Source organism: Sphingobacterium spiritivorum (assembly GCF_016724845.1).
Lineage (GTDB): Bacteria > Bacteroidota > Bacteroidia > Sphingobacteriales > Sphingobacteriaceae > Sphingobacterium > Sphingobacterium spiritivorum_A.
Genome location: NZ_CP068082.1, coordinates 4,158,632 through 4,181,711, shown reverse-complemented (window position 1 = coordinate 4,181,711; position 23,080 = coordinate 4,158,632). Strand labels below are relative to the sequence as shown.

Here is a 23,080-nt window from a genome sequence, read left to right as displayed (position 1 = left end):
TTGGATACTAAAACTGAAAGCTTGTACCTATCGTAAATGTGCGGGGCTTAGGATATTGGTGAAAAAATATATTTTGTCCCCATTGATTATCACCCCATGAAGTTGCTTCAGGATCATATCCTTTAAAGCTGTCCGAAGTAATCAAAAATGCATTTTGTACACTTGCATATACTCTCCAGTTCTTAAGACCCCACTTTTGCAACTGATCATTGTGAAAAGTATAGCCCAGACTAATGGCATTCACCCGTAAGAAAGAACCGTTTGCAACCCAATGATCATCTACTTCACTGTTTTGTCCCGAATACGGACCGTTGCGGATCTGCTGAATCATTGTATTTTGATTCTGCTCCGTCCAGCTATCGTACAATGTTCTGCGAAAGCCGTTGGAATAACCAGTACGGTCTTCGGTAGAATGAAAAAACTGCTGCAGGATATCCACTCCGTATACAAACTGCATATCCACTCCCAGATCCAGTTGTTTGTATCTGAAATTGTTAATAAAACTTCCCGTCCAGTCCGGCAACCCTTTACCGATAATGGTCCGCTCGGCACTGCGTTTGGCTTCGCCCGGGATAGCACCGACTTTGGCCGCTTCTGCAGCCTCCGCTGTACCCCATGTCCCTAATCTTCTGTATCCCCAGAATGAACTCAGACTTTCTCCGACACGCAAAATAGTCTGGCTGCCGGACACCCAGTTAGGCCCGGGAAAAATATCTTCATTATTCGCTCCGAGCGCTTCGATCTGATTCTTATTATAGGTAAAATTCAAAGTTGATTCCCAGTTGAAATCAGAAGTTTTGACCGGCACGGCACTCACCAATACCTCTACCCCCTTGTTGGATACAGATCCGATATTATCCCGTACAGCCATAAATCCGGTGGACGAAGGCACAGGTCTGTCCAGCAACAGATCTGTAGTCAGCTTGTGGTAGTAATCCAATCCCAGTTTCAGACGTCTGTCAAACAGGGCCAGATCCATCCCGATATCAAATTGCTTTGATTTTTCCCATTCCAGATTAGGATTCGGAAGTCTGTTAATATAACTCTGGGATACACGTGTGCCATTGATCAGTGTCGTTTCAGAAGATATGGTACCTAAAGACTGATAAGTCGGAATCTCTGTATTCCCGGTGACACCATAGCTTGAGCGCAGCTTCAACTCATTGATGGCAGATACATCTTTCAGAAACGGTTCTTCTGAAATTACCCAACCGATACCTGCAGAAGGGAACACACCGTATTTGTTGTTTTCACCAAACCGCGAAGATCCGTCAATACGTCCTGTAAAAGTGAGAAGATATTTACTTTTATAGCTGTAACTCCCCCTCAGAAAGTAAGAATTCATCGCCCATCTGTCATATAATGACCCTGGAGCACCTGGTTGACTTGCAGCCTGAATGCTATTGTAACGGAAGAAATTATCGGAAAATCCTTTAGCCGATATCCAGTTATTCTCCGCTCTTCTTTCCTGCCAGCTGAGACCGATCACACCGTTGATACGATGATCCCCAAAATCCTTGTTATAATTCAGATAAGTCTCTTCCTGCCAGTAAAAAGAATGTTGATTTTCTATATACGCATAGCCCAGCGGAGCAGAAATATTGATCAGATCTGTAGGATCATAATTTTGGATCAGATTATCATTTTTATCAAATCCGAACTGCGTACGCAGATCCAGTCCCGGAAGAATATGAAAAGTCAGATAGGTATTGCCAAAAATCTGTGTGCGCTTACGTAACCGGTCCTGAGTTGTCAATACATGTACAGGATTCGGGATAGACTCCAAAGAATATGGATCTGTGATCATGCCGCTGTGTGCCCAGGTTCCGTCCGGAAATCTGACCGGAAATATCGGAGGCATTTCCAGCATAGAACGTCGGGGCATCTGATGTCCTCCATCTTCTTCAAACTCATTTCCGCGGGTATAGTTTACGAGTACATTTGTACCCATAGACAACCATTTTTTAGGTTTGGCATCATAAGCCAGTTTACCATTGATCCGTTCCAGCCAGTTGTTGAGCATGATCCCTTCGGTCTTGGCATAATTCATAAATGCACCAAATGAAGACTTTTCACCCTTGCCTAATACTGACAGCTGATGATTATGAGACAGTGCGGTACGGGTAGCTTCATCCTGCCAGTCTGTGTCATACAAAGGATTGCCCTGTGCGTCAAACAGTCGGGGATCCGAAGTTGTAAATACTGGAGCCGTGCCTGTAGGATTATATTTACTGTAATTGTCAAAACCTCTTTTAATGACTTCCAGAAATTCCTTAGCATTCAGCAACTCCAGTTTTTTAGGCAATACCCCTATACTCACAAAACCATCATAACCGACCACTACGCCATCTGACGTGGCACCCCTTTTGGTTGTGATCAGAATAACGCCATTAGCGCCTCTGGCTCCATAAATCGCTGTAGAAGATGCATCCTTCAGTACTTCCATACGTTCGATATCGTTTGGATTGAGAAACTGCATATTCTCCATGACTACACCGTCAATGACATATAACGGACTTGAAGACGAATTGATCGTTCCCAACCCGCGAATCAGCACACGGGGACTTCCTGTTGGAGATCCGGAATTGAGAAATACATTTACTCCGGCTACTTTACCTTTTAAGGCTTGCAAAGCATTATTGACAGGTACATTCAGCAGTTCTTTGGAAGATACCACAGCAACCGAACCTGTCAGATCAGATTTACGCTGCGTACCGTATCCTGTGACCACCACTTCTTCCAGCTCTTCTCCCGATGCGGACAACAGGATACGCAGATCTCTTTGCTTTCCGACAGCAACCTCCTGAGATTTCATACCGATAAAACTAAAAATAAGAACAGCTTTTTCATCCTTAACTTCGATCTCAAACCGGCCTTTATCATCTGTCGTTGTCGCATTGGAACTCCCTTTCTCCAGTATGCTGACACCTGTCAAGGGAGTGGCTGTATTTCCGTTTTCAGAGACCAGCCCTCGTATTACAAGCCCGCTCTGGGCTGATGCAAGATACGGACAGGCGAGCAAAAAGAGCAGCACTGCCCGGAAACAGGACATAAAATGTCCATACATTTTGTTTTGATTCATGGTTAGTTAGTTTAAATTGGAATAGTATAAGTTTATGGTTATTTGAATAGTTCTACAGGTAAAAAGCTGAACCTAAAAAATATGCTAAAACATATTTAAAGCAGCATAACAGTATAATATCTGATACAATCAGAAATAATCGATGATGAGATTTATTTTACAGAAAACTGTAGTACTTCCCCTATTAATGTAAACAGGAATCCTCATAACATTGGTTTTTGTAGTGTTGCACATTAAATGTACACACATACAAACATATTAATATATTAAAAACATTCCAACTTTTTTTTCCATTTTTCAGGAAAACGTGAGTATCGACAGATTTTTAAGATATACAGGAGCAAGTCACCCGGCCCCGTGTAACTTTTTATTTATTTCAAAAAACAGACATTTTTATTTGATTATTAGCAATAAAACTCTATTTTTGATCCGTTATTAATACAAACATGATTTATACTCACGTACATCATTTTCATTTCCATCATCGCCCCTGCGGCGATATGTAATTGATATGTTTCTACGTGAAGCATTTTTCCCCTTGTGTTTGAATCCTATTTATTAATAATTTACTGCTAACATTATAAAGCGTTGAAAAATCTCAAAATAGCTATCCAGAAATCGGGTAGATTAAATGAAAAATCAGTCCAATTACTCAAAAACTGTGGTTTAGATTTCGAAAACTATAAAAGTTCACTGATTACCTCTGTTGCTAATTTTCCTCTTGAAATTCTGTTCTTAAGAGATGATGATATCCCCGGATATGTCGAACAAGGCATTGCAGATCTGGGCATTGTCGGAGAAAATGTGATCGACGAATCCGAAGCACAGGTTTCCTATGTCAAACGTTTAGGTTTTGGAAAATGTACACTCAAACTGGCAGTACCAAAAGACAGTAAGATCGAAGATCTGAAAGACCTGAATGGTAAAGCTATCGCAACCTCCTACCCTGTTATCCTCAAAAACTTTCTGGATGAATACCAGATCACGGCAGATATCCGTTTAATATCAGGATCTGTAGAGATCTCACCGGGTCTGGGACTGAGTGATGCGATCTGCGATATCGTATCTACAGGTGGTACACTGAAGAGCAACGGTCTCAAGCCATTTGCGGATGTCCGCCGTTCGGAGGCAATCCTTATCGGAAGAAAGGGCCTGGAAGATAATCTGATCCTGACAGAACTGGTGCAGCGTATTGAATCGGTACTGCTGGCTAAAGAGACCAAGTATGTGGTTCTCAATGTGGAGAAAAAAAATCTGCCAGCGATCACTTCCCTGCTGCATGGTGTCAAGAGTCCCACAGTCGTTCCATTGGCCGAAGAAGGCTGGGTAGCTGTACATACAGTTATTTCGGAAGATGATTTCTGGGAAAAGATCAATACACTGAAATCTGCAGGAGCACAGGGAATAGTAGTGATGCCGATCGAAAAGATTATCTTGTAAGTATAATCAAAAGAAAAAACAACATGTTGAAAAAGTATAACTACAGTCAGCTATCGGCACAGGACATTGCTGATCTGGTAGACCGTAATACAGACCCCTCATCTGCGATACAGGATACTGTCCTGCATATCATTGACGAGGTGCGCAGGCATGGAGACCGCGCATTAGTGGATTATGCGCATCAGTTTGACAAAGTAAAGCTTGACAAACTGTATCTGGATGCGGATGATATTGACGAACTGGCTTTCACGATCAACAGAGATCAGCAACGTGCACTGGAAATTGCTTTCCAGAATATACACAAATTTCACAGTTATCAGCTGAAGCGTGAGCGCGTAGTCGAAACTATGCCCGGTGTAAAATGCTGGCGTGAGCCCCGCCCTATCGAAAAAGTTGGACTTTATATTCCGGGTGGATCTGCCGTATTGCCCAGCACACTGCTAATGCTTGGTGTACCGGCGCGTATCGCCGGATGCAAAGAGATCGTCGTCTGTTCTCCTCCGCAAGCAAGTGGCAAGATCAATGGCTTCGTGGCGTATTGCCTTAAATTGTTAAATATAAAACGCATATACCTTGTCGGTGGAGCTCAAGCGGTGGCAGCAATGGCTTTCGGAACGGAGAGTATCCCCAAAGTGGATAAAATCTTTGGCCCCGGAAATCAGTTTGTGACTAAGGCAAAAAGTATGCTGCAAGGCATGACAAATGTAAGTATTGATATGCCTGCAGGACCTTCCGAGGTATTGGTACTTGCTGACGAAACGGCTAATCCTGCCTATATTGCTGCAGATCTGCTGGCCCAGGCCGAACATGGGGTAGATAGCCAGGCCGTGCTGGTCGCTACTTCCGATACGCTTATAGATGAGGTCAATAAACAACTTGACGAACAACTGGCGGTATTACCACGTAAAGAAATGGCTCAGAAGGCATTGGAAAATTCTTATGCCATCCTGGTCAGCGATCTTACTGAAGGTATGAAATTTTCGAATGCATACGCCCCCGAACATCTGATCATTGAGTCTGATCAATGGAAATCTATTTCCAATCAGATCCTCAATGCCGGATCTGTATTCTTAGGTCACCTTACACCTGAAAGTGCAGGTGACTATGCTTCGGGAACAAACCATACTTTACCAACTTCAGGCTACGCCCGCTCCTACTCAGGAGTGTCAGTAGACTCTTTTGTCAAAAAGATCACGTTTCAGCACATCTCGGAAGAAGGTCTGTTACAGATCGGCTCTACTGTAGAGGTACTGGCCGAACTGGAAGGTCTTCACGCCCATAAGAATGCGGTGAGTATCCGCAAAGGCTGATACGAGCGTGCAGCTCATTGGCCTTATGACACTTTGTAAATAAATCGTACAAAGACTTATTGAAGAATGTGCATCTGTTCGCTTTAGCAGATGTACATTCTTCTTCCTCTCTCTTTATTTCTTCTTTAGCTCTTCCAAACCTTTTCTATCATTATTTTGCCATTATTGCAACTTTGGGATTAGAAAATTATTGGCTCTGCTATTATAATCTTAAATTTACATCATGAGTATTTTAACGAACTATTTTGACACAGTACATAATACTGCGCCATTTTCCCAGATAAAGAATGAAGATTATATTCCCGCTTTTGAAACAGCCATACAAGCGACCCGAAAAGAGGTAGATGCTATAGCACAAAATCCGGAAATCCCCACATTTGAAAATACAGTCGCTGCCATGGCTTATTCAGGAATGACACTGGATCGTATATCCAGTATTTTCTTCAATCTGCATTCGGCAGAAACCAGTGATGAACTGGAACAGATCGCACAGGAAATAGCGCCTAAACTTTCTGAACTAAGCAACGATATCACGTTGAATTTTGATTTGTTCAAACGTATCAAAGTGGTACACGAACAAAAAGATCAGCTCGACCTTACAGTGGAGCAACAGACTCTCCTGGAAAAAAGTTACAAGGACTTTGTCCGCAACGGGGCATTGCTCAATGATGAGCAGAAAGACAGCTTACGTAAAATAGATGCTGAACTCTCCGTATTGAAACTCAAATTTGGCGAGAATGTACTGGCAGAGACAAATGCTTACCAGCTTCATATCACGAATGAAAACGATCTTGCCGGCTTACCGGAAGGAAGCATAGAGGCTGCAAAAGCATTGGCGCAGTCTGAAGACAAAGAAGGATGGATATTTACGCTGGACTTCCCGAGTTACCTGCCCTTTGTCACCTATGCGGATAACCGTGAACTACGAAAAGAGATTGCGATAGCAGCAGGGAGAAAAGCTTTTCAGCAAAATGAGTATAATAATGAAGAGATTGTTATTAAAATTGTCAATTTGCGGTTCCAGCGCGCACAATTGTTAGGTTATAAGACGCATGCAGATTTTGTACTGGAAGAACGTATGGCACAGCGCCCTGAAAAGGTAGACGATTTTCTGAAGGAATTATTAAGCAAGGCTAAGCCGGCTGCTCAAAAGGAATTCGATGAACTGGCCGCATTCGCAAAAGAAAAAGACGGTATCTCCCAATTGGAAAAATGGGATGGTTCCTACTACGCTGAAAAATTAAAACAGGAAAGATTCAGCCTGGACGACGAAAAACTAAAACCTTATTTTAAACTGGAAAATGTCCTGAACGGGGCTTTTGAAGTTGCTGAAAAATTGTTTGATATCCACTTCAAAGAAGTTCACAACATAGACAAGTACCACGAAGAAGTACAGACATTCGAAGTGTCGGATAATAAAGGTCAGTTGGTCGCGGTTTTTTACGCTGACTTTTTCCCACGCAAAGGAAAACGTAACGGAGCCTGGATGACATCTTTCAAACCTCAGTATGTAAAAGAGGGCACACAACAACGTCCTCATGTGTCTATTGTCTGTAACTTCACAAGGCCTACCGCCACTAAACCTTCTCTGTTGACGTTTAATGAAGTCACAACGCTATTCCATGAATTTGGCCATGCTTTGCATGGAATGCTGGCCGACACTGTATACCCTACGCTGTCTGGAACTTCGGTTTACTGGGACTTTGTGGAATTACCAAGTCAGATCATGGAAAACTGGTGTTATGAAAAAGAAGCGCTTGCCCTGTTCGCCAGACATTACGAGACCGCTGAAGATATTCCGATGGATCTGGTAGAAAAGATAAAGGAAAGTGCTTCTTTTCTGGAAGGAATGGCTACGATCCGCCAGCTCAGCTTCGGTATGCTGGACATGGGATGGCACGGACATGATCCGCGGCAGATCAGGGATCTTAAAGTATTTGAAACAGAACAATTCTCAGAAACACAGCTTTATCCTGATGTAAAGGAAAATGCTATGACTCCGGCGTTCTCTCATATCTTTAATGGCGGGTATTCATCCGGATACTACAGTTACAAATGGGCAGAAGTACTGGATGCAGATGCCTTTGATTACTTCAGGCAAAATGGTATTTTCAATAAAGAAATTGCGAAAAAATTCAAGGATAATATTTTATCTAAAGGAGGTACTGAGCATCCTATGGTATTGTACAAACGATTCAGAGGACAGGAGGCCACGCCTGATGCGTTGCTGAAGCGGGCAGGTTTGCTATAGAATTATCAGAGGGCTATCCAAAAAGGTTGGATAGCCCCATTTTTATGCGATTCTATAAGTATCTACCTACAGATATGAAATTCTCAAAGAGTTTAACTTGACTTTTTGAAACACTCTTTTTATTATTTGATAAACCAATTCCTTCTCATTTTTAAGGAGAGGGTTAGGGAGAGGTTATAATGTTTATAATATAACAGCCCGGCCAGGAAACCCGAGTCAACTTAAAATACTCAACAGCGTCATTTGTTGTCCCCACCAAATGATAAGGACGAAATTATCATACTGCCGGAGAGGACACCTTCAGACGCAACAAAAAAACACTTTATCTATGCTAATAGCTATTCCCTCTCCATTTAAGGAGAACCTGTTCCGACATGTCGGAAGGGTTAGGGAGAGGTTTTGCAGTTTTACAAGTAACCTCTCTGCCCTTCGGGCATCTCTGCTTTAACAAGGAGAGAAAAGTTATAACAAGGTCACTACAATAGAAATGGGGCTGTCCAAAAAGATCGGATAACCCCATTTTTATGCAATTTATAAAGTACCTAACTACAGATATGCAATTCTACAAGGGTTTGACTTGTTAGACACCCTCTTTTTATTTTTTGGATGATTAAGCATCCTTTTTATCTGTATCCGGAGTAGCTGTTGGTGCTGCTGCAGGTTTAGCTGCAGAGGACGCTGCCGTTGTCTTTCCAGGAGCTGCCTTTGCTGCCGCTGGCTTAGCCGCAGAAGAGGCTGCTGTTGTCTTTGCAGAAGTCGCTTTCGCTGCTGCAGGTTTAGCTGCAGATGATGCCGCCGTTGTCTTTGCAGAAGTCGCTTTCGATACCGCTGGCTTAGCTGCAGAAGATGTTGCTGCTGTCTTTGCAGAAGTCATTTTTGCTGCTGCTGGTTTAGCTGCAGAAGATGCCGCCGTGGTTTTTGCAGGAGTTGCTTTTGCTACCGCTGGCTTAGCCGCAGAAGATGTTGTTGCTGTCTTTGCAGGAGTCGCTTTTGTTGCCGCTGGCTTAGCCGCAGAAGATGTTGTTGCTGTCTTTGTAGGAGTCGCTTTCGATGCTGCAGGTTTCGCTGCTTTAGTTTGAACTTTGGCCTTTTCTTCTGTTTTTTCAGGAATAACTTTCTCTACAACAGACTCTACATTTGTTTTAAGCTTTCCAACAAGCGTTTTAACCTCTTTACTTAATTTTTTGTAGGCTTTCTCTAATTTTGAATCTTTTTTGCCTTTGCTAGCCTTTTTAACTTTTTTAACTTTCGCTTTTTTAGGTTTCTCCTTTTTAGCGTCTAGTTTTTTCTTATCTGTCTTTTTTTCTTTTGCTACGGGAGCGCCATCCTTAGACTTTTTGTCCTTTTTTTCTTTAGTTGGTTTTGACTTTGCCATTTTATATTTTTTTAATTTTTTATGTATATGATAATTTTATTAAAACGTAAACAATCTGACAATGAATTTGTTTGACTGTCCAAAGCGTTTATCCTTACAATATATAAATTTTTATTCGTAAATTTGTATTCTTACAATAATCAGGGGTCGACCGGAATTGACAGGATGGAGACGGTTATGTAAGCATGCAGTGCATTGTTAGTCTAGCACTTTAATCTGAACTTTCAGAATTACAACTGGCGAAGAAAACTACGCCTTAGCTGCTTAAGTTAGACTTAACATAGCTATTTGTCCCGTCAGGCTCTGTTCTTTGGTCTGACATTCGGGGCATCGAACTTTAGAACTGGCAGATGTGATGTTGCTAAGCATCTGTGAGAAACAGCAAATAAGAAGAACGGTACAGGTAAGCGACTCACCTTCCCTCTTCCGACAACCAAAGAGAAGCTAAGCATGTAGAAAGCGTATACAGTACCATGACTGGACGAGAGTTCGAATCTCTCCGGCTCCACAACCACAAGAGGTATTTACTTATTTATCAAGTATTTACCTCTTTTTATTTATACAGGTCACGAATTGGATCACAAGAATAATTATAATCACACTTTCTTTTGGGAAGGCATTATGATTACTTACTGCTTTTTAAAGTTCTTACTTGTTAAAAATTACAAATAGCTATTTCAGGCCTTTTAATTTAATATTAAACTTAGATTTTTATGCTAAGAGACGTTGTTATCTCTATAATTTGACTCTTGCTTAGTTGCTTAGAACATAACCACTAACAGTATAAATTATTCCAAATGTTATTCAGGACTAATTTAATTTTGAAACTTTAATATAACCATTATCTAAATACTCATAATCTCTATTTATCTTGCTTAGTAGAGAACTATTCCCAACATAGGAGACAGGAGGATTTTCAAACCTTTTAACGTTACGGGTAAGATTAGGCTCTTTCTTCGTCAATATGAATAATTTCTTATTCAGTATTTCATCAGACACAGAAACACCTAAAGTAAATTTTACCGATTCTCGATGAGCAAAATCGTTGCTATTATCATTATAATTACCCAAATATGTTCCATAATCCTCCCATCTAAAAAATCTATATAGCATAGGATTAACCAAAACAAGGCTACTATCTTTATCTAAATAATATAAGCCAAATTCATGTAACATAGGATTTTTAGATTTACTTGTAACTGTTATATTGGCTGTTAAATAGGTCTCGCCTCTTTCAGCTTCACTATACATATATGAATCGCTGTATCTATCGGAAATCCATTTTTTTGAAAATTTAAAATCAAGTCCAGAATAAGATGTGGCATCGAAAGAAATGCTTTTTCTATTTGGTGAACTACTAATTGAGTCTAAAATTTGTGAAATTTTCCTTGATTTTCCTTTTACATCATTTTTTGATTTACTAACCATTTCATTTTTCACATCCTTGTCTTTAGGACTAGATGTTAATACTTTAATTATAACAAATGAAAAAAACACTATGACAGCTAAAAAAATTATTCTATTGATTTTAGCCTTTTCTTTCTTCTGTTTTTCTAAAATCTTATTAATTGGATTTTCATTCATAAAAGTTAATTTAATTTTTAATAATTATTTAAGATTGATAAATTTCTCTATTTTCTCAAACAAATTGGCTTGGCAAGATTATAGTATTCGTTATAAGATCTAAGATAAACATAATATTTATCTATTTTACACATTCTATTAAATATATTGCTTAACATTAGGTCCGCCAAAACTCTGACTCAGCGAGTTAACAAAACCCAGTGTAAAAACATATCTATTGCTCAATATGACAGCTTTATTTAATGTTATTTTAAGAAGATAAAATTAATTAAATACATCGGAGATTTTCAATGATTATTAGAAGAAGGGTTTGTAATTAGTTCTTACGAAGATGGTGTTTGTAAGATTAGAAAGGTTTTCAACAAAAATAATTTATTACAGAGTGAAACAATTTTTCATTCCACTTCTGACGAACAACTAACAATATTCGAATCAAATCGAAATATAAGGTAAGACATACCATGAAAGAGGGGAAGCTTATGGATTATCTGAAATATATAAAAATGGAAAATTGCTTATAAAAGCCATGAATTCCAATGGAATAGAAAATGGGGGAAGTCTTTTGTTTAATGAAAGGGAGAAATAACAAAACGTAGCCTTTGTATTAACGGAATAAAACAAGACTAATACAATAAATACAAAAATCTTAATCCTTTCTTTAGATTACTAATGCGTAAGGTCAATAAAGTTTTGCCGGGAACTACATAAACGGAACAATTTTTGTAGTTCTTTGAATAAAAAAATGATATTAACTCACTATTTGCTATTCCTTTTCAATTTATCTTTTATCCCGCATAGTAATAATCACATTCTGCAGCAAAAAAACGATATACAAAAAAAATGGAAGATCGTTTCGGAAGAAATTACTTACCTGAATCCTGACCACAGTAAAAATGAAGGTTTAGGGGGCAGAACTGATTATTCCAGGTCTGAAAAGGACACTATACACTTTCTTCCGAATGGTAAATTAAATTCAGGTGAGGGCAATGGATCTTACACAATATCTCAGGATACAATATACCTGAACATCGGCAAACAAAAATCCTCTTTCGCATACCAAATATCAGATTCAACCCTCATCATGCGTCAGGATTATAAAACGCCATCCTACCTGAAAAGAGTGACTCTAAACTTGAAAGTCCATCAAAAATAAAAATCAGCATAAAAAATAATAGCCAGGCTTTTTAGCCTGGCTATTATTTTTTATGAAACGTCTGATCCGAAACAGACCTATAACTATAAATCATTAAACCTTTCTTCTCCTATCCACTAACAGAAAGACAAGCATTAATGCTGAGGACAGGCTGCTGCTGATGAGTATCCATTTCACGTCAATATCAGCATACCAAAAATAAGACAGCACATAACTTACCGCAAAATAGACAAGGAAAAAGATTAAGATGTATACAAAAATTTTCATATGATCAGACTATTTTTAAGTCATTAAGATATATAATTTTTATTGTATTTTCTGATCTATTTTCGGCCTCCATAATTATACGGTGCAGAGAATTCTCCATCAGTAACCGTTATCAGACTATCGTCATCACCCTTTAGCAAGCCGCTGAATTTACCTTTTACACCCCAGTCACTTAAACTGGTAATAGTCAGTTTAAACGAAGTACCCTCCGAACGTCCCCCACTCCAGGTAGAAGTTCCGATATTCGTACTTCCGTTATAGTTTTGTACAAAATAAGTGGCATCCAGTTCAGGGGTTAAACCTCCGGCTACTTCATATGTTTTTTCCTGCGCTCCTTCAGGAAGCACCAGACTGAATCCGAACCCGGGAGATCTGGCTATATCTTCACCTTCCCGACCCGACACGACGACGAAATGTATAAGTTTTTCAGATGGCGGATCATTCGCATTCACATGAAAAGCAAATTCACGTAATTTGCCATTAAACTTACAACGCATAAATACATCCTGATTACCATTATCAGGCTTATTATCACTTTTTGAACAACCCACAGAAAGAACTACGGCAAAAATAACGGAAAGCAGAAAGAAAAACTTATTTTTCATATTTTTAAATTAAATGTTAACTGTTAGTTCCAGAGTTCATCAAATACCATACCTAAATAAGCCTGTTAACTATTTAAGATCACTCTCCATAAATGCCATTGTACTACCTATCCAGATGGCGTCCTTTTTATTAAAGTTTACATTTACCATTTCAGCTTTGGTCATCCTTACTATATTTACTAATAATTCCAGTTCCTTGCTTCCCTCTGCTTTACCAAACAAAAGCCGGATTTCAGCTTTTGAGAACTCACCGTTGATATCTTCAAATATCGGAGCATAGCTTACCTTTTGTTGAAGAATATAATTCTCTTTATCAACAATTTTATCAATATCCTCTGGTGCAGGATGTATATTTACTCCGCTTCCGGCAAAAGAGAATAGAGGCTTGAGTACATACTTACTATAGTCAATATTTTCAGGAGCTTCATGCAAAAAGTAGCTTTTAGGCACATATGCATGATTCAGCTTCGGGAGAATAAATTTAGAAACCTTAAAGAACCAGTTAGGATGAGTCACCCAGGTGACCTCTACATCATCCGTAAAGTGAAAATCCGTCTTCAGATCAGGGATATGATCCAGTTCATCAAAAATAACACGGTTATAGATACGGTTTACTTTTATCTTTCTGCCCTTGTCATTATAGAAAAGCTGGCGACCTTCTTTTATAAGCTCAGTCAGACAAACCGTTTTTATCCCCAAAAATTGTTCGGTAACATGGAAGTCTACAGCTGTTTTTTGTTTCTCCGGAAATATTTCAAGCAGAATAACATGCTCCGGATTTTCGTTTCCTACGATAATGTTCTTCAGTTTTTCCCTGTACTCATCTACCGGAATACGTCTGTTGAAAGCGTCCAGAAAAGGATATACAGACCGGAGGTCTTCTTCATACTGACGCTGAAAACCAAACAAAGAAGGAAAAGCCTGTAGCTCGATAAGCTGAGGTTCCAGTTCTCCGGATTCATTTCTGCATATCCCGAAATCAATGGATAGAAAATGACAGTGTGTATCATCTCCCGGAACCAAAGTATGAGCAGGAATAGCTTTGCCAAGCTCCTCCGCTGAAAAAGAATCTACCTGCTGAATAATAGATCCGGCGGCCTCAAATAGTTTTTCCTGAAAAGCTTTATCTATAAAAACAGGACTCTCTGAAAGTCTGAAGCCAATATCAGTATCCGAAGACTGCTGACAGACATCTATTAGTTTTTGATATTTCTCGGACGAGAAAACTTCATTAAATTGTTTTCTGAAACGGGCGATCATATTCTTGTGTTTTTTAGGCCAGTGAAGTAGCTTTGAAGACCTTTTCGGCTGCAAATTCTAAAAACCGGGGTAAAATTTCTTTTCTTGTTAATACTACTTTATCATGGTCATTGATACGATTAATCGTCTCCTGGTATTTCTCCGGTCCATGATCTTCGATGATACTGTTTCTGTATTTTTCAATCTTGAGTGCCTCCATAAATCCGATCGGATCTGCCTCCGGATGAAACTGTGTACCGAATATTTCATCAGAAAACCGGATAGCCATTACAGCTCTTTCCAAATCAACATGCGGACGTATCTTTTCTAATGCGGTGATCTTCATTCCGTATTTATCCAGATGATCTGACTTTGGACGGACAACCTGATATGCTCTCGAGTCTACAGCATAAAAAGGCTCCGGAAGATTCTTCAGCATCAGATCCTGCTCAGCGTCTTCCGTTTTGTGAATTGGCATCACCCCGAAAGAATACGACTTCCGGGGTATCACCTCAGCCAGATCCCAATATATACAGGCTACCTGAAAGGAATGACATATAAGAAACAGGTATTTTTTAGCCTCATTTTCTTTATTATGCTTCCATATTGCATTCAGAAAACGATTGTAATTTTCTTCCCATACATAGCCTTCCTTATGTGGATTTCCGGGCCCGCCTGAGGAAATAAAAATATCGAAATCTTTAATATCCGGTATTTCATATTTAGAGCGGACATCAAACATTTCAATGGAGATCATATAATCCGAACCCGCTTTAAAAGCTGCTGATATATCTTTAATATTGCCCATCCCCTGGTTGGGATAATTGTTGTTCATATCCAGTAAAGCGATCCTTACCTCATGATTCATAATATGTAAATTTTTCTAATGTAGAACTGTAGTAAAAAACTGTTTTATTAGCCGGTTGTACTATCAAAGCACTGATTTCTCAGTTTCACAGATCATGTAATCGACGACCTTTTTGATATCTCCTGTTTCATTGAAAACCATCAATTGCCGATCCGCTCCAGTGCCCATTTTGACAATTTGCCGTGCATATTCTACTTCCTTACGGCAGCCTAATCCATCCACCACATCATCAATAAACTCCAGCAGTTCATCCAGTAAAATCGCATACGGAACACTGGTCTCTTTACCAAAATCAATAAGATCAGCATGTATTCCGTCTTTGGAAGCCCGCCACTTATTTTCACTGAGCAGTAATCTGCGATAAGAACGGAAACTGATATTCTGCTGGTGCATTTTATAAATTTTCGCAACTAATGATTGCATGATCGCTGCAAGACATGTTGTTTCATCTATAGTAAAAGGCATATCACAGATTCTGAATTCTATTGTCGGATAAAACGGGTGCACCCGAAGGTCCCACCATATCTTTTTGGCGTTGTCTATGGTGCCTGTTTTTATCATCAGGTTGACATAAGCATCAAATTCGGCAACGCTACCAAAATAACTGGGGATTCCGGTTCTGGGGAATTTGGCAAAAACCTCCTGACGATACGATTTAAAACCGGTAAGTCGTCCTACCCAAAAAGGTGAATTGGTAGACAGCGCATAAATATGAGGCAGAAAGTATCGCATCACATTCTGTATACGGATGCCTTCTTCACGATCAGGGATGCCGATATGAACATGAAGACCAAAGATCAGGTTAGATCGTGCAACATCTCCCATGTCATTCACAATTTTATTATAGCGTTCGGCTTTCGTAATAATATTGTCTTTCCAGTGGGAAAAAGGGTGCGTACCACCTCCAGAAACACGAAGTCCCTGATCATGTGCTATTTTTACCAACTGGCGTCTCAGACCAGTCAGTTCTTCACGGGCATGTTGGATATTCTGACAAATACCGGTTTCCATTTCAACCATAGATTCGTGCATTTCATGCTTCAGATTTTCGCTTAAAATAGCCTTGCCACTTTCAATAATCTTGGAAACATGTGATACCAGATCTCTGCTCTCTGCATCAATGATCTGATATTCTTCTTCTATACCTATCGTAAACTTGTGCATTTGGGTTAATTTTTAGTTAGCAGTGCAGAAGAAAATATCTTCTGAAGTTTTATATTTCTATCTGATTGAGTCCTTCACAAATGTTCCCCATGATATATTGGGTTTTCCGGGAGTATATTCTTTAGCCTTGTCTATTGCCAGCTTAGCTGCATGTTCTACTATCCATGCAAAATTTTCCTCCCCTACAGAGTTTTTGTCTGCATCAGGTGCGGGATTACAAAAATCAATAGCATATGGTATACCATCCCGTACAGCAAATTCTACGGTATTGAAATCATAGCCCAAAGCCTGATTCATAGTAATGGTGTAGTCATGGATGGTCTTTAGCAGATCCTTGAGCCGTTTTCCCGAATACTGAGACTTTGCTGCATATCTCAAATGGTGGGGATTCCGGGGTTCATATGGCATAATATGAACATATTTTTTACCTAAACAATAGACACGGTAGTAGTCTTCGAAGACGATTTCCTCCTGCACCATCATGACCAACTGATCAGTTTCTCCCAGTTTGTTCCATAAGTCATCAGGATTTTCGACACGGTACACATTTCTCCAGCCGCCACCGTCATGCGGTTTCATATAGGCCGGGAAACCTACATACTGAAAGATATACTCCCAGTCATGCGGAAAGCTGAGATTTCTGAATGATGTTTCAGAAGTATTTACAGGTCTTTCGTGTGAAGGTAGCAGGACCGTCTTAGGTAAAGGGATACCCAGCTTACTCATTAGTGCATTGTTAAAGAATTTTTCATCAGCACTCCACCAGAAAGGATTATTAATAATGTAAGTACCGTTAAGAGCTGCATTTTTGAGGTAAGCTCTGTAAAAAGGCACATCCTGCGATATACGGTCAATAATAACAGCATACCCATAATCTGCTCCCTGTTCCAGTATATCTATTTTTACAGGTTCAGCGATTATTTTACCTTTCCCCAATTCATTGACCTTTTCAATAAATGCCCATGGGAATGTATCTTCCATTCCGAATAGAATTCCGACTTTCTTTACCATAATATTATTTTTTTAGGTTAATTATATTTGATATGTATTTTATGAGAAATATGCGCCTATAAATCTGGGGAAAACCATTCTCCACAGAGGCCAGTCATGATCAATCCACTTGGCCTCGTCGTACCAGTGATCAATCCCCTTAGACCGTAAGATATCTGACATTCTCTGATTCTTACTCAGACATACATCCTGATCTGAGGTACTAAGTACAATGTGCATATGACCAAACTTCCAGGAAGCGTCGTCTTGCATAAATTCTTCAGGACAATTGAAATAAACGGTCTCACTGCTGTATCCATCCATAAAATTGCGGATAGAAAATGCACCGGACATGGCAATCAGGTGTGACACGACATCCGGAAAGCGGAAGGCAAAATTGGTCGCATGATAGGCTCCGAAGCTGCATCCTGCAACAGCTACACGATGTACATTATGGGTTTTCCGGATAAACGGAATATACTCCAGAAAAAGAAACAGCATATAATTTTCATAACGGGCTATACGTTCATGTGGAGGAATGTGCGTGTTGTATAAATTTTCCTGATCCAGTGTTTCCAGATTAAAGAGCTTTATTTTACCATTGTCAGTAAAATAATCCACGGATGCATTGAGATGAAAATCCGAATTCTGTGTAAAACTCCCCTGTGAGGTAGGAAACATAATAACAGGATATCCGTAATGTCCGGTTACCTGTATATTAATCGTTCTTCCCAGCATATGGGAATAGTAATCTGTGTATTCTACTTTTGGCATATCTTCATTTTTTAAGTTAAGAAACCGGCTTAGCCTGCGGAGGCAGAATGCTCAGATGGTGGGTATAGATTTTTTCGGCAGCACGATCCAGCGCCTCTGTGATTTTTTCGGCAGAATCAGATTGATACAACAGGCTGATATGATGTTCCAGGTCCAGAGATTTAACTAATTCAGCTGTCTGGAAATCCGTAATATCAGGATATTTATCTTTAGCCAAAGCGATTATAAGTCCTGCGAAATACTTCCTTTTATAGCTAAGATGATAGGTAGATTTATTCAACACCATCGTTTCTATTTTCACCCACTCCCGCCAAAGGTTAACATCGGTAGCAGCCTCTACCATATCGGCTATATGTGCTCCGCCCACACGGCAGGAGGTTTCGAGAAAATAAAATTTTCCATCTTCGTTACTTTTTATAAACTCCGAATGTGTCGTCCCGTGTACGATGCCAAATTTGGATAAGACCTGATGATTTATTTCTTCCAGTTGTTTGAAGTCTTCCGAATCTTCCGCCAATGTTCTGGTTCTGAAGATTCCACCGTCATGAGATACCGCCATAGGCGGAGACAAATACTGAGAACAGGAAATAAATTTTATTTCTTTGTCATAGATGAGACAATCCACATGAAAGACATCCCCCGGTTTAAAAACTTCTAACAGAAAATGAATCCTTTCTTCACTAAGATCCTCCAGAGCCTGCCACAGTCCTTCTGTACTGTATATTTTTCTTATTCCGCTGGCAGACGCCTCTGAACGGGGCTTCAGCACCCAGGGGGCAGGATTTTCGTCTATGAATTTTGCAATTACAGCATCATTAAAGACCGGGACAAAAGGTGGGATGTTAATTCTGCTGTCTTTTGCCATCTGGCGCATCGCCAGCTTGTCACGGAAATACCGGTAGGTAGTTTGCCCCATCCCCTGTATCCGGAAAGTTTCCCGGATCAGGGCCGCTTTCTCCACATCAAAATCATCTAGAGCAATGACAGTATCAATGATATGGATTTTCATAAGGTAAGCGAATCCCTGGATCATATGATCAGAGTTCCAGACCGAAGGCTCAGTCTCCGGCATGTAATAGACTTCATCGATAGCATGCCAGGGCCAGTTCTTGCCTTTCAGACTTTCAGAAGTAATCAGGATGACTTTGTTGCCCAGTTTTTTGCATTCATCCATAAAGTCATAGCCCTTATAATAACTGGAAAGGCATACAAATGTTCTCATAACTATCAGGTTTGTAAGTTTTCTATAAAATCTATTAAAAGGCGTACGCCATATCCTGTGGCAGCCTTTTCTTTAGCATATCTTACATTTCCGAAGCACATAGCGGCAATATCCAAATGTGCCCATTTAGGATGCTCATTAATAAAATGCTTAAGAAAGGTGGCGGCGACGATACAGTCACCAACAGGTTTGAGGGATATATTTTTAAAATCGGCTACATCTGATTTAATCTCATCTTCCCAATCCTCCCATAACGGCAAATTCCAAAGACGCTGACCGGTCTTTTGTCCTGACGTTAGCAATTGGTGCTCTAGTCCCTCATTATTTGAAAAAAGTGCCCCGCATGTACTGCCAAACATTCTCACCGCACTGCCAGTCAGTGTTGCCAGATCTATCAGATAATCCGTTTTATAATTTTTTGACAGATAGCTCAGTCCGTCTGCCAATGTCAGACGTCCTTCAGCATCCGTGTCCAGTATCTCTATGGTCTTTCCGTTATAGGCGGTGACGACATCACTTGGCAGGTAAGAATCATTGGATACGGCGTTGTCTGTAATCGGTAAAATGGCTACAATGTCCACCGGAAATTTCAGCTTTGATGCCGCAATCAACGCGCCCAGCACAGCCGTAGCTCCACCCATATCACTTTTCATATAATGAAGATTGGAGGAAGGTTTGATAGAGATCCCTCCCGTATCAAATAAGACGCATTTACCGACCAGCCCTATTACAGGAGCTCCCCTTGTTCCGCACCGGTATTCCAGAATGGTAAAAGATGCTTCCTGACTGCTTCCCTGATTAACGGCAAGAAAAGCACCAAGCCCGTGCATTTCACATTCCTTTCTGTCAAATGACGTATACTGTAAATCATATTCCTTTGACTTTTCCTCTAAAAAAGCATTTAACAGGGATATACGCTTATAGTTAGCCGGCTTATTCAACCAGTCCATGCACATAAACTGACCTTCACAAATGGCTTTAATCTTAACCAATCCGGCTTTGTGATTCTCCAAACCCTCCCAACTGAATTCATCATCCCACAACGGATGGCTCGCCGAAAAAGGATATTCATAAGTTCCAAGATAGAACCCCATCCATAGACTTTCGAAACCGGTACTGTCCAGTACATCGTGATGCAGGTACGTAGAGGTCGCAAATAGTTTCTCCCTGTTGTCGTAAGCGAATTTGTGACCAATATCCACGAGTATACTTTCAGCACAGGAGGAGCTCCCGATGCCTAGAAAAAAGCTGATCTCGTTTTCTGATGTTATCACAAAACTTTCATTTTGCCTGCCCGAAAAGAATTTATCCATAGCATGAGGATAGGTTGACTTGTGCACCATCCATGATGCTTCGGAGTGGATATAAATATGTTGAATGAGCTTAGACATTTTCCTTTTCTTTAGTATATCTTTTCTTTCTCTCTACAGGATTTTCCAGTTTATCGAAAAACAGCCATTCCAATGCCCGCGGAAATTCCTGGGACCAGTAAAATTCTTCATGTTTTCCTTCCGGATGTATACTCGTTCTCACCTCAAATTCTATTGATTTGCTCTCTTCCCAACGACTCATAGCATCTTTAAAAAGATTAATCCGCTTTACCATATCCGATCCTTCCGGCTCACCACCGTAGATATATGCTTTGGTATAATAAGGTTGATGGAAACTGAGCATCGGAAAATTATTATTGGGATTAAGCCACAATGAGGGAGAAAACAGCATCAGCTTTGAATAGACTTCCGGGTATAGAAAACCACCATAGATACTGATCAGTGCTCCCAATGAACTCCCTCCTATTCCGGTATGCTCTCTGTCGGGCAAAGTCCGGAAATGCTGGTCAACATAGGGCTTTAGTGTATCTGTTATAAACCGGATGTATTTTTTGCCTTCCGCCTTGACAGCGTACTCATTATCATCTTCAAATACATATTCCTGTATACGGTATTCACTGCCGTGTTCTACTGCGATAATAATGATGTCGCCAATCCCGTATTCGGCGAGCAGCGAAAGTTTTTTGTCAATCTCCCAGTTTCCAAAGGGACTCTCTTCATTAAACAGATTCTGAGCGTCCTGCAGATAGAGCACCGGATAACTCTTCTCCGTCGTTTCATAGTCATAAGGAAGAAGAGCCCATACTTTACGTGTCTTATTCAGTTGCGGGATATAGAAATTTTCGGAAATCAGTTCAATCTTAGGAAAATACTCTTCTTTGAAAGGAGCCCAGTTGAGACGCCAGCCTTCTACACTATCTTCAACCTCTTTTGCTTTCTTATTGACTTTTCTGTTGGGAGTGAATTGTGCTTCGCTGTCAATTTCTACATTTTCCCAACCGCCTTTGGTAAATTTATACTCTATTTCAGAGGGTAAGATTTCATCATTAATATCTATACAATACCCTTCCTCAGTCTGTTGAAGACTAAAGCGATTATCTCTCGGATTCCAGTTATTGAAATTCCCGGTGATGAATATGGTTCTTTCATCATTGTGTTCTGTTTTCAGAAAAAACTTCATTGAAATTCTGTTTTATTAAATGGAGTTATTTTTTTTAATAGCTATGCGTGTACATGTCAATCAATAGCATGACATATTTTATTTCTTACAAAAGTTTACAGTTGATCTGCGGCTAAAGCAACTGCAGAAAAACAATAAATTATTGTTAATTAGCGAATTAAATAAAATAACTAAATAATGATTATAGTTAGTGTGTGAATATTGTAAGGTATATAACCCGTTATTAGTTAGTTTAAAATATTGATAATTATATAATTATGATATTTAGAGTATAAATTTCCCAAAGAAATATTAATCATCATTATAAATATATACAATAAATGATAGTGTTTCAAACGTACTGTAATAATATTTCAATATTTGTCGTACCAACGCTACAATATACAATGCAGGATATGATCAAATGGATCCGGATTTAATACAGATCTGGCAAAGTCGTATGCTGACTTTAAAGCAAGAGAAGTTTTAAATTCTATATAAGCTCAGGCAAGTGTATTATAAATGCAGTATCAGTTATATATCCACATCAGAACCGGCTGCTTTGCACGCCTCAGTCTGCTATCAATAATTTTCATCGCCTCATTCGAAACCGTAGGACATCCCCAACCTTCGGGACTTCCCTGCGGATAGGTCTCGGTATCACTCATTTTTTCCCATGAATGAAATACAATAATTCTCTTCAAGGCATTATCATTCGTTTTTTCCAGACCGTGCAAGATATATTTTATATTAATTCCCCAGTTGCTATATCCCCTTGCCCCGATTTTATACTTACCAAGAGAAGAAAGATGGCTTCCGTCCCTGTTGCTAAATTCGGCCTTATCTTTAGATTCATCAGAAGCCCAGCTGTTGCGTCCGCAACCATGCCCTACGAGATACTCTTCTGAAATTCGATTATTTTTAAAATCCCAGATAAAAAAACGATTAATCCCGGAATGAAGTTCCATATCAATAAGAATACAAAAATCCGTACTGAATTTCTTTAGTTTACAAAATGCCAGTGCTTCGTCAGCCTTTTGCTGCAGTTTTACAGTGTCCACTTCAGGTCTGATATCCTGTTGAACCTGTTCTGCAACCGGAGTTTCCACTTTGCTTTTATCTCCTTCGGCCTGACAATTAACCATCAGCAGAGAAATAAATAGAACGAGACTAATCACTTTAATATTCATAATCAGCATTTTCTTTACGCTTACAAGATACATTATTTTAAGAGATTTATCCTTTACTGTTAACTGATTTCATCCC

The 23,080-nt window shown here is 39.7% G+C and carries 17 protein-coding genes and 1 other RNA gene; 5 read left to right on the top strand and 13 right to left on the bottom strand.

Translation table 11 applies throughout. The annotated features are described in order from the left end of the window. Window positions 1-7: 7 nt before the first annotated feature. A complete protein-coding gene (locus tag I6J03_RS17840; protein ID WP_003003364.1) occupies window positions 8-3,082 on the bottom strand; it encodes a SusC/RagA family TonB-linked outer membrane protein in 3,075 nt (1,024 codons plus the stop codon). A gap of 588 nt (window positions 3,083-3,670) precedes the next feature. Here I6J03_RS17840 and hisG point away from each other — a divergent pair. From hisG to I6J03_RS17825, 3 genes are all read left to right on the top strand, one after another. After that, a complete protein-coding gene (gene hisG, locus I6J03_RS17835) occupies window positions 3,671-4,522 on the top strand; it encodes an ATP phosphoribosyltransferase (RefSeq protein ID WP_002996247.1) in 852 nt (283 codons plus the stop codon). Window positions 4,523-4,545: 23 nt separating this feature from the next. Beyond that, a complete protein-coding gene (gene hisD / locus I6J03_RS17830; protein WP_003003366.1) occupies window positions 4,546-5,832 on the top strand; it encodes a histidinol dehydrogenase in 1,287 nt (428 codons plus the stop codon). A gap of 223 nt (window positions 5,833-6,055) precedes the next feature. After that, window positions 6,056-8,083 carry a M3 family metallopeptidase gene (locus tag I6J03_RS17825; RefSeq protein ID WP_003003372.1) on the top strand — a complete coding sequence of 676 codons (2,028 nt, stop codon included), beginning with the start codon at window positions 6,056-6,058 and terminating at the stop codon, window positions 8,081-8,083. Between the two features lie 610 nt (window positions 8,084-8,693). Here the strand turns inward: I6J03_RS17825 and I6J03_RS17820 are convergent. After that, a complete protein-coding gene (locus I6J03_RS17820; RefSeq protein WP_201693876.1) occupies window positions 8,694-9,458 on the bottom strand; it encodes a hypothetical protein in 765 nt (254 codons plus the stop codon). Between the two features lie 143 nt (window positions 9,459-9,601). Here I6J03_RS17820 and ssrA point away from each other — a divergent pair. Beyond that, window positions 9,602-9,969, top strand: a transfer-messenger RNA (tmRNA) gene (gene ssrA / locus I6J03_RS17815). A 299-nt stretch (window positions 9,970-10,268) separates the two neighbouring features. Here ssrA and I6J03_RS17810 read toward each other — a convergent pair. Further along, entirely contained in the window at window positions 10,269-11,042 is a 774-nt protein-coding gene (locus I6J03_RS17810; protein WP_003003378.1) for a hypothetical protein, read from the bottom strand. A gap of 742 nt (window positions 11,043-11,784) precedes the next feature. Here I6J03_RS17810 and I6J03_RS17805 point away from each other — a divergent pair. Then, a complete protein-coding gene (locus I6J03_RS17805) occupies window positions 11,785-12,195 on the top strand; it encodes a hypothetical protein (protein ID WP_201693874.1) in 411 nt (136 codons plus the stop codon). A 323-nt stretch (window positions 12,196-12,518) separates the two neighbouring features. Here the strand turns inward: I6J03_RS17805 and I6J03_RS17800 are convergent, their stop codons facing one another. The 10 genes from I6J03_RS17800 to I6J03_RS17755 all read right to left on the bottom strand — a co-directional run bounded on the left by I6J03_RS17800 (window position 12,519) and on the right by I6J03_RS17755 (window position 23,004). Beyond that, window positions 12,519-13,067: a hypothetical protein gene (locus tag I6J03_RS17800; RefSeq protein ID WP_003003385.1), complete on the bottom strand. Its 549-nt coding sequence runs from the start codon at window positions 13,065-13,067 to the stop codon at window positions 12,519-12,521. Between the two features lie 69 nt (window positions 13,068-13,136). Then, window positions 13,137-14,327, bottom strand: coding sequence for a hypothetical protein (locus I6J03_RS17795; RefSeq protein WP_003003388.1), 1,191 nt, complete (start codon window positions 14,325-14,327; stop codon window positions 13,137-13,139). 13 nt (window positions 14,328-14,340) lie between these two features. After that, entirely contained in the window at window positions 14,341-15,174 is an 834-nt protein-coding gene (locus I6J03_RS17790; protein ID WP_003003392.1) for a type 1 glutamine amidotransferase, read from the bottom strand. Between the two features lie 63 nt (window positions 15,175-15,237). Further along, complete coding sequence (locus I6J03_RS17785; protein ID WP_003003395.1) at window positions 15,238-16,338, bottom strand: carboxylate-amine ligase; 1,101 nt, start codon at window positions 16,336-16,338, stop codon at window positions 15,238-15,240. A gap of 57 nt (window positions 16,339-16,395) precedes the next feature. Further along, window positions 16,396-17,349, bottom strand: a complete 954-nt coding sequence (locus I6J03_RS17780; RefSeq protein WP_003003398.1) for an ATP-grasp domain-containing protein — start codon at window positions 17,347-17,349, stop codon at window positions 16,396-16,398. Window positions 17,350-17,388: 39 nt separating this feature from the next. Next, a complete protein-coding gene (locus tag I6J03_RS17775; protein WP_003003400.1) occupies window positions 17,389-18,102 on the bottom strand; it encodes an alpha/beta fold hydrolase in 714 nt (237 codons plus the stop codon). 16 nt (window positions 18,103-18,118) lie between these two features. After that, window positions 18,119-19,324, bottom strand: coding sequence for an ATP-grasp domain-containing protein (locus I6J03_RS17770; RefSeq protein WP_003003404.1), 1,206 nt, complete (start codon window positions 19,322-19,324; stop codon window positions 18,119-18,121). A gap of 5 nt (window positions 19,325-19,329) precedes the next feature. Next, entirely contained in the window at window positions 19,330-20,715 is a 1,386-nt protein-coding gene (locus I6J03_RS17765) for a leucyl aminopeptidase family protein (protein WP_003003407.1), read from the bottom strand. Then, a complete protein-coding gene (locus I6J03_RS17760) occupies window positions 20,708-21,835 on the bottom strand; it encodes an alpha/beta hydrolase (RefSeq protein WP_003003410.1) in 1,128 nt (375 codons plus the stop codon). The genes I6J03_RS17765 and I6J03_RS17760 overlap by 8 nt, the downstream gene beginning before the upstream one ends. Window positions 21,836-22,344: 509 nt before the next feature. Next, complete coding sequence (locus tag I6J03_RS17755) at window positions 22,345-23,004, bottom strand: murein L,D-transpeptidase catalytic domain-containing protein (RefSeq protein ID WP_039989719.1); 660 nt, start codon at window positions 23,002-23,004, stop codon at window positions 22,345-22,347. Window positions 23,005-23,080 lie beyond the last annotated feature (76 nt).

What these genes read in the sequence shown, in the direction of transcription:
- I6J03_RS17770 (WP_003003404.1), bottom strand. Translation starts at nt 19,324, where the DNA reads ATGAGAACATTTGTATGCCTTTCCAGTTATTATAAGGGCTATGACTTT.
- I6J03_RS17755 (WP_039989719.1), bottom strand. Translation starts at nt 23,004, where the DNA reads ATGAATATTAAAGTGATTAGTCTCGTTCTATTTATTTCTCTGCTGATG.
- I6J03_RS17780 (WP_003003398.1), bottom strand. Translation starts at nt 17,349, where the DNA reads ATGGTAAAGAAAGTCGGAATTCTATTCGGAATGGAAGATACATTCCCA.
- I6J03_RS17800 (WP_003003385.1), bottom strand. Translation starts at nt 13,067, where the DNA reads ATGAAAAATAAGTTTTTCTTTCTGCTTTCCGTTATTTTTGCCGTAGTT.
- I6J03_RS17840 (WP_003003364.1), bottom strand. Translation starts at nt 3,082, where the DNA reads ATGAATCAAAACAAAATGTATGGACATTTTATGTCCTGTTTCCGGGCA.
- I6J03_RS17820 (WP_201693876.1), bottom strand. Translation starts at nt 9,458, where the DNA reads ATGGCAAAGTCAAAACCAACTAAAGAAAAAAAGGACAAAAAGTCTAAG.
- I6J03_RS17825 (WP_003003372.1), top strand. Translation starts at nt 6,056, where the DNA reads ATGAGTATTTTAACGAACTATTTTGACACAGTACATAATACTGCGCCA.
- I6J03_RS17790 (WP_003003392.1), bottom strand. Translation starts at nt 15,174, where the DNA reads ATGAATCATGAGGTAAGGATCGCTTTACTGGATATGAACAACAATTAT.
- I6J03_RS17810 (WP_003003378.1), bottom strand. Translation starts at nt 11,042, where the DNA reads ATGAATGAAAATCCAATTAATAAGATTTTAGAAAAACAGAAGAAAGAA.
- I6J03_RS17775 (WP_003003400.1), bottom strand. Translation starts at nt 18,102, where the DNA reads ATGCCAAAAGTAGAATACACAGATTACTATTCCCATATGCTGGGAAGA.
- hisD (WP_003003366.1), top strand. Translation starts at nt 4,546, where the DNA reads ATGTTGAAAAAGTATAACTACAGTCAGCTATCGGCACAGGACATTGCT.
- I6J03_RS17805 (WP_201693874.1), top strand. Translation starts at nt 11,785, where the DNA reads ATGATATTAACTCACTATTTGCTATTCCTTTTCAATTTATCTTTTATC.
- I6J03_RS17795 (WP_003003388.1), bottom strand. Translation starts at nt 14,327, where the DNA reads ATGATCGCCCGTTTCAGAAAACAATTTAATGAAGTTTTCTCGTCCGAG.
- I6J03_RS17765 (WP_003003407.1), bottom strand. Translation starts at nt 20,715, where the DNA reads ATGTCTAAGCTCATTCAACATATTTATATCCACTCCGAAGCATCATGG.
- I6J03_RS17785 (WP_003003395.1), bottom strand. Translation starts at nt 16,338, where the DNA reads ATGCACAAGTTTACGATAGGTATAGAAGAAGAATATCAGATCATTGAT.
- I6J03_RS17760 (WP_003003410.1), bottom strand. Translation starts at nt 21,835, where the DNA reads ATGAAGTTTTTTCTGAAAACAGAACACAATGATGAAAGAACCATATTC.